Origin of the sequence: Paenibacillus sp. 598K, assembly GCF_003851045.1 — a bacterium.
Taxonomy (GTDB): Bacteria; Bacillota; Bacilli; order Paenibacillales; family Paenibacillaceae; genus Paenibacillus_D.
Genome location: NZ_BFBX01000071.1, coordinates 114,126 through 122,246 on the forward strand (window position 1 = coordinate 114,126; position 8,121 = coordinate 122,246).

The following is an 8,121-nucleotide window of genomic DNA, read 5'->3' on the forward strand; positions in this document are numbered from 1 at the left end:
GTGAGAGCGAGTCGGGGACGGGTGACTGGTCGGGAGCCGACGAGGGCGAGCCAGATGGCGATTGCGTCCGCTTGAGGGCGGATGAGGGCGGTACGTTGGCGGGTAGCGACTGCTCAAGGACAGATGGCGAGGCAGGAGCAGGTGGCGACCGCTTAAGCGCAAGCGACAGCGTCGAAGCGTTCCGCGCGCTATACGCGAAGGCGGGCATTGAGTTGATCGCGACCGAGTCTGCGCTAGCCGCAGAAGCCCGCAACATCTCGCTGTACGTTCACCCGCCGCTGTTTATGAACGAGATCGCGCTAGACGCCGTCTTCGGGCCGACGACGACGCCTCTGTACGTCTACAAGCTTTTCCCGGAGGGGCCGATCACACAGACGCTGATCCGTGAGATGCTGGCGCAATGGCAGGAGATCACGCAGCTATGCAGACGCCTCGGCGTACCTGCGCTTAACCTGCTCCAGTTCATGGTCGACGACAACTATCCGGTGCGGCCGGAGAGTCTCGACAGAGATGAGATCGACCGGTTCATGACGCTCGAGCCGCTCCATCAGCAGTATCTGCTCTATGTCCGGTACGCCTCTCTACTCGTCGATCCTTACTCGGAGCCCGACGAGCACGGACGATACTTCGACTTCTCGGCAGTGCAGCTCCGGCGCGTATTCCTTAACCGCGAGGGCGCCTGGGATATCCCGCGCATGCCCAAGGAGGACTACTATCGGCTGAAGCTCATCCAGGGGATCGCCCGTCACGCCGAGACGCCTTGCCCGATAATCGACACATTCGTCGCCCGTTACGAACGCTATCTGCTCCAGCAGCCGGACGGACTGGAGGGCCACCCGCTGTCCCCGGCGTTCGAGCCGCAGACCTTCGAGGACGAGCTCCGGCGCATCCGCTCCGAGCTGCTGCCGCTGGCACTGCGCGAGCGTGACGAGGCGCGGAGGTGACGAGGCGGAGAGGTGACAAGGCGCGAAGGTGACGAGGCGGGGAGGTGGCAAGGCGCGAGCGTGACAAGGCGCGAAGGTGACGAGGCGGAGCAGGCTCACACGTATCACCAGTCTCCCGAGTGGTCGGGGTCGCTGGAGTCGCCGGATCGACAGAGGGTCTGACTTGCAGGTCGTCCGACGCCGTCATGCCGCCGAGATTGCTGCCTAATTCACAATTGCCCGATAGGGGATAAGTGTAAAAGTACATTTATTTGCAGCGAAACTAGGTAGAAACAGGCAAATAAATGCAAATGTGCACTTGATCGGAGTGAATTTGCCTCCTAATGCACCATTTTCCGAAAATAACTGCACTTTTGCATTTAAATTCCGATTACATGCGATATGGAGCATAAATAGAGGTATTTTTGCAGTTAAGCGATCTGCACAACGCCACAAAGAACCTTCCACCGCCATTGGCAGGGAAGGTTCTTTGTTTGAGTCAAGGTGTACCTCTTCTTGCTAAGGCTGAATCAGCGCACCGCTGACCTCCAGCCTATCGTTACTGCTGCGTACGCGAGGCTGACTCGATATCGCCGAAGGCCCAGTGGCCCGGACCGACATCGCTCCAGCTCGGCTCCGTCACGCCGGTCAGCGGACCGCGCTCCAGCAGCCGGTTGAAGATGACGACGACCTCGGCGCGGGTGACGCCTTGGCCAGGGCGGAATTGACCGCCCTCATAGCCAGTCATCAGACCTGCCTGCTGCACCGCCGCGATATAGCCCTCGGCCCAGTGGCCGCTGGCGACATCGCCGAAGGTGGCGACACCGCTATGCGTCAGCCCCTGGATGCGCGCGAGGATCGCTGCGATCTCGGCGCGCGTGAGCACGCGATTCGGCTGGAAGGTGCCGTCCGGATAGCCCTGCATGTAACCGCCGGCTACGGCCGTACGGATTGCAGTTGCCGCCCAGTGCGTATCGATATCCGACAGCTCGACGTCAGCCGATGCTGCAGGCTCAGCTGCGTACAGTCTCGCCAGGATCGACGCCAGCTCGGCGCGCGTGACCTGATTGGACGGACGGAAGGTGCCGTCCTCATAGCCGCTGACATAAGCCCCTTGGCTGCCTTCCGCCTCAGGCGTCTCAGGCGTCTCCGCATCGCTCGGCTCGATGTCGAGGATCGAGAAGGTGCTGAACTTGGTCACCTGGAACGCGAGGCCGAGCTGACCGGATGGCTCTGTGACGACCTGCGGCCGGACGAGCGCGCGCTCGCCGTCGCTATGCTCGATGAAGATCATCAGACGCGCCAGCCACGCCTCGCGCGCTGCGGCATCCTGGGGTACCAGATTCGCTGCCAGCGGCAGGATGATCTGTACCGGTTGGCCTGTCATATTGGTCTCGATCGTCACTGGACGACCGACTACCTCGAAGCTGCCTGCCCCTACCGCATCGCGGACGATGGACTGCCCAGCGGCGCGCGTCTCGACTTGTGCCTGCTCGCTAGCCGTCTTGAGCGGCTTCAGTTGGAAGATCAGCTCTTGCTTCAGCTCGGCAAGCGATTCGCTGCCGATGACAAGACGAGCATTGACGGTATTCAGCTCCAGACCGAGGTCGCTGGCTTGCAGATTGCTGAGCGCACCGAGCGGCAGCGTAATCTTCGTCTGCGAGACCTCGTCCTTGCTGTCAGGCACGATCAGTCGGATCGCCGTCAGCCCGGCAGCCTTGGCCTTGTCGGCCGCGTCCTTCGTCTTGGCGGCTTCGAGCGTGATCGTATCCTGCTTGGCTCCGCCATCCCCTGTTACACGCTTGATCGTGAAGGACGACAAGCCTTGAGCGCTTGCAGCGCCTCCGTCGACTACGCCTGCGATGACTTCTTCTTTTGTCGCAGGAGGCGCAGCGATGACTCCTCCGCCCCCTCCTCCGCCATTGCCGTTACCAGGCGTGACAGGAGGCGTGGCGGCCTTGACCGTCACAGTTGCCGATGCGGTACGCGAGCCGTCTACGGTCGTCACGGTCACCTGCGTCGTCCCGACCGCTACTGGCGTGACGACGCCATTCGCATTAACCGTTGCGACTCCAGGCTTGCTGCTGCTCCACTGCACAGCTTTGTTGCTCGCTTCGGCTGGAGCGACCGTCGCCTTCAGCAGACCCGTCGCCCCTCCTACGGTAAGATCCAGCGTCGAGTAATCCAGCGTGACGCCGGTGACCGGCCATACCGTCTGCTTGACGATGACACGCGCCTGCCTGGTGTAACCGCCATCTACCGTCCTTACAGTGATATCCGTCGAGCCGCCGCCGACAGCCGTCACCCAGCCGTCAGATACAGTCGCTACAGCCGGATTGTCTGTGGACCATGTCACTCTCTTGTCCGAAGCGTTGGACGGATAGACCGTCGCCGTCAGCTTTACCGGCTGATCGCCTTGATCCATGCGGATCTCATATTTGTCCAGCTCCACATGATTCGCCCGATTGGCCTGGACCGTAACTGTCGAGAATGACGTATGTCCGCCATCGGCCGTCGTCGCAGTAATCTTCGCTTCGCCGATCGCTTTTGGCGTGACGACGCCGTTCGCATTGACCGTCGCGACCGTCGTATCGGAGCTGGTCCAGGCGACGTTGCTATTGTTGGCGCCTTGCGGGCTAACAGTCGCTGTCAGCGTCGCTGCAGCGCCATGCTCGTACAGACTGAGCGTGTCCGGCGCGACCGTAACGCTGGCGGCGCGACGGATGACCGTCACCGTCGCTTGCGCTTTGCGCTCGCCATCAGCCGACGTCGCCGTGATCGTCGCCGTGCCTTTGCTGACCGCCGTTACCTGACCTTGCTCATTCACTGTCGCGACCGCTGAATTGCTCGTTGTCCAGGTGACAGATGCGTCGGACGCATTGGCAGGCAGTACAGTGGCCGTAATCGTGCCGCTCGCCAGTTCGTCAAGCGTAAGCTCGGACGGCACGAGGTTGATGCCGGAGACGAGCTGCTCGACAGTGATCGTCGAGGTCGCTGTCAGCGTGCCGCCTACCGTTGCCGTGATCGTCGCCGTGCCTTGAGCGACCGGCGTGACGACGCCTGTATTGCTCACCTGCGCGACTGCCGGATCAGAGCTGGTCCAGGTGACGGTCGCGTTGGTGGCGCCCGTCGGGGTCACTGTCGCGACCAGCGGCACCGATTGGCCGCCGACCGCCAGCTTCTGCGTCGTAGGCGACACCGTGATGCCCGTAGCCGGGCGATGCACGGTCACCTCAACCGTATCCGTGAACTCGCCATCGACGGTTTTGACCGTAATCGTAGCGCTGCCGTGCTTTACAGCCGTTACCGTAGCCGTGCCGTCCGGCGCTCCGACTACCGTAGCGATTGCCGGATCAGAGCTGATCCAGGTGAGCTCCTGGTCGCTGGCATCGCTTGGTGTTACCGTAGCCGTCAACGTCTCCGAGGCATTTTCATTAAGCGAGAGCGTCTCCCGGTCCAGCGTTACGCCCTCTACGTCGATCCAGCTCGACTTGACCTTGATGTCCGCCGTATCCGTAAATCCGCCATCTACAGTCGTTACCGTGATGGTGGCTTCGCCGATCGCGTGCGGCGTCACGACGCCATCCACTACGGTCGCGACCGTCTCGTCGCTGCTGCTCCAAGCGATCTCTTGATTAAGCGCATCGGCTGGCAGCACAGTCGCAGTCAAGGTTTGCGGCTCGCCATTCTCGACGAACGTCAGCTCATTTTTGCTCAGCTCGACGGACGCGACGCGTACGACGACTTGACGGATTGCCTCGCCGCCTGCGCCGACGATGACCATACCTGCAGGTCCTTTGACGATATCGTAGAAATCAAAGGAAGGCGCGTCCTCGATGGCATGCTTTTTCCAGGTCTCTCCGGTCTCGGAGGAGATCAGCAAGCCGCCGTCGCCGACCGCATAGAAGCGATCGTCGATCCAGCGCACGCTGCGCAGATTGGACGAGGTCACCTCATCGTTCATCGTCCAGTCCTTGCCGTTGCTCGAAGTCAGGATGACGCCATGCGAGCCCACGGCAACATACTTGTCCTCATGCGCTGCTACGCTGAACAGATCATACGACGGCGGACCTTCGGTTACCGGCGTCCACGTCTGCCATACCGGATCCGGCGCATTGCTGCCCGCATCGTCCTTGTCCCCGTCATCCGGGAGCGCGAGGTACAGCAGCGTACGATCCTCGCCGACCGCGACCTGCATCGTCTCTGTCGCATCGATGCCGCGCAGCACGGCCGTTCCGCCGCTCTCCGTGATGTTCATCCACATCTCGTCATAGACGACCATCGACTGGTTTTCCCCGACGAGCATGAAGCCTTCGCCAGCCTTGACCGAGTCGTACAGCGCTTCTGTAGGAGCGCCAGGAAGGCTAGGAGCATCAGGGTCGCTATCGTCGCCGGTTAGCCATTCTTCCGGCTGCACCCCGCTCCACTGGCTCAAGTTTGTCGAATGAATAATCGCACCGTTCTCACCTGCGGCATAGTACTTGTCGCCATGGTAGAGAATGGCCCACAACCCTGAAACACCTTGGATGTTAGTCGTCGTCCATGTCTCGCCATCTACGGAGGATACGAGCGCTCCGCCAGCTCCGACAGCGATGTAGCGATCGTTTTCGTACGTAATTTTATGCAAGTCATTGTTCATATTGGTCAGAGTCACAGGCACCCAGTTCTCAGGGATGACCTGGAATGCGCCGTAACGATAGATCTTGCCATTCTGGCCCACCGCGAAAATCCCGCCGTCGCCAGAGGCGATGTCGTACAGTCTGGTAGACTCTGCAGCAGGCAACGCATCCCATATGAGACCATCCGATGAACGAAGCGCGGTGCCATCACTGCCGACGACATACCAGCTATCCTCAATCCACTCCACGCCTCGCAGCGTCTCCGTAGTGCCCGAGCTGCGCACGGCCCAAGTGATACCATCCGTAGAGGTGAGAAGTTTGCCGCTCTCTCCCACAGCCACGAACAAACCGCCATGATAAGCAACAGCGTCCATGTCCCCTGAGAATGACTGACCACTCGTCCACTCTGCGGCATCACCAGAGTCCTTGTACAGGAGCTGGCCGTTCTCTCCAATCGTGACGATCCGATCCTCGTTCGCAGCAATCATCCGAATGCTGTAACCGTCGCTATTGCCTTGGTCAATGGTCCATGTCGTGCCATCTGACGACTGCAGGATCGTCTCATCGTCGCCCACCACATAAAAATGGCCGTCAAAAAATGCGATATCGTACAAGTCGATTTCCAAGTCGAAGTTGTCATCATGAATTCCGGCGTCCCATGATTCCCCATCGCTTGATGTCAATATAACACCATCATAGCCTACGACAAAAAAACGATTTTCAAGGTAAGCGAGACCGCGCAGATTCACCTTTGAATCTTCATCGACAAACAACGGGATAGGCTCCCATTCGGCGCCATCCGCCGACCGCAGTGCAACGCCATCGCCGCCCACAGTAAAGTAATGATCCTCTGCGTAAATGATCTTGCGCAGCGAGCTATCGACCCCCGAGTCAACGCTAACCCACTCAATCGGCGCAGGCAGGCCTGCCTGCGCTACTCCACCCGGCGCGACAAGCGACAGAATAGGCAGCAAGAGGAAACATAACATAAGCAACAGTCCCTTGCGCGCTTGAACCTTCATCGTCTTGCTGAATTGTCCGTTCATTGCAGTCTCCTGTTCTGATATGCATAGTTTTTTTGGGCATCATGAGCCCGCTGTCCCAAGCATAGCAGGTCTTACTGAACAATTTCTGGACAAAAAACGACATCGTACGACCTACGCAACCGGGACTTAGGACCTCCTCCTGCGAGATGCCATTCCGAACAGCAACCACAGGATTGCCGCAGCCACCAAGCCAAAGCTTCCATAATAATAGAATGAAGAGCCCGGCGACGCTCCTCCGCCCGCAGCTGCCAGCGAGCGCTCCGTCTCCCCCGACCAAGCGCCCGCTTCAGACCTTGAAGCCAGGAGTAATAAGCATTAGTATGGATAAGATAGAGCACAACACGACAAACGTAAAGGAGTCCACGCATGATTAAGCTTATCATTAGCGATCTGGACGGTACGCTGCTCCATGATCATTCGACTATACACGATGCCGATGTCGCGGCGCTGCGGCAAGCCCAGGAAAGCGGTGTTGCCGTCGCCTTTGCTTCGGGCCGCATGTACCCGGAGATCCAGGAGGTAGCTCGTTCGATCAAGCTGCAGGTCCACGCCATCTCCCAGAACGGCGCCTATGCGCATCTTGCGGACGGCCGACAGATCAAGGCCGATTATTTCCCCCGGGAGCTGCAGCTGGAGATCATCCGCCATGGACGCAGCACGCCGTACCAAATGCTCCTGTGCGCCCCGGATTACTATATCATCGAGGAGGATACGGCCCATGCTCGCCTCCTGGAGCCAAGGCTCAAAGCGCCGCTGAAGATCATCCCCGATCTGACGGAGCGACTGGGACGCGATATTTTAAGCAGCAAAATGTCCTTCTTCAGCGAGGTGGAGGCGCTCCGCGAATACCTGCCCCTTGTGAAGCAGCAATTTGGGGACGCCATCGACGCCTATATAGCCGATATCGACTGCCTGGACATCATGCCGAGCGGCATCTCCAAAGGGGTCGGCGCCCATGCCTTGCTCGAGGAGCTGGGGCTGACCGTCGACGAGGTCGTCTGCATCGGCGATTCGTTCAACGACCTGCCGCTCTTCGCAATCACGCCCAACAGCTATGCGATCGCCAGCAGCCATCCCGATGTGCAGGCGCGAGCCACGCACACGACGCCCAGCGTCGCCGCTGTCGTCGAGCAGGTATTGGCGGGCACTGTCTCGGGACATCGTTCCTAAGCAAGGGCGGGTACCGTGGCGTGTCGACGCTCGCTGATCGAGGCAGGCATCGGTAGCGTGTCGATGTTCCAGAGCGAAGCAGGCGCCCGAGACGGGTCGCCGTCCCTGAGCGAGGCAGGCACAGGCGCCGTCTCTGCTCGAGGCAGGCACACGTGGCGTGGTGCCGTCTCTGCTCGAGGCAGGCACACATGGCGTGGCGCCGGTCGTGACCGAGGCGTCAGAATACGCATGGTCGCAAAAGCTGCCACAAAACGTTGGTTCAGGAACGACCTGAGGGTGACAACTGTAAAAGTACACTTAATTGTGACGAAACCGGACTAAATGAGGAAAATAAATGCAATTGTGCAGTTAGAATGAAAAGTG

3 protein-coding genes are annotated in these 8,121 nt (G+C 59.8%); 2 read left to right on the forward strand and 1 reads right to left on the reverse strand.

Translation table 11 applies throughout. The features are described from left to right. A partial coding sequence (locus PA598K_RS20825) for an opine metallophore biosynthesis dehydrogenase (RefSeq protein ID WP_128658820.1) occupies positions 1-944 on the forward strand: 944 nt, incomplete at its 5' end. Between the two features lie 538 nt (positions 945-1,482). Here the strand turns inward: PA598K_RS20825 and PA598K_RS20835 are convergent. After that, positions 1,483-6,588, reverse strand: coding sequence for an Ig-like domain-containing protein (locus tag PA598K_RS20835; protein WP_128658812.1), 5,106 nt, complete (start codon positions 6,586-6,588; stop codon positions 1,483-1,485). Between the two features lie 366 nt (positions 6,589-6,954). On the opposite strand from PA598K_RS20835, the gene PA598K_RS20840 reads away from it, so the two are divergent. Then, the gene (locus tag PA598K_RS20840) at positions 6,955-7,758 is read left to right on the forward strand and encodes an HAD family hydrolase (RefSeq protein ID WP_128658813.1); all 804 of its coding nucleotides are present in this window, start codon (positions 6,955-6,957) and stop codon (positions 7,756-7,758) included. The last annotated feature ends 363 nt before the right edge of the window (positions 7,759-8,121 follow it).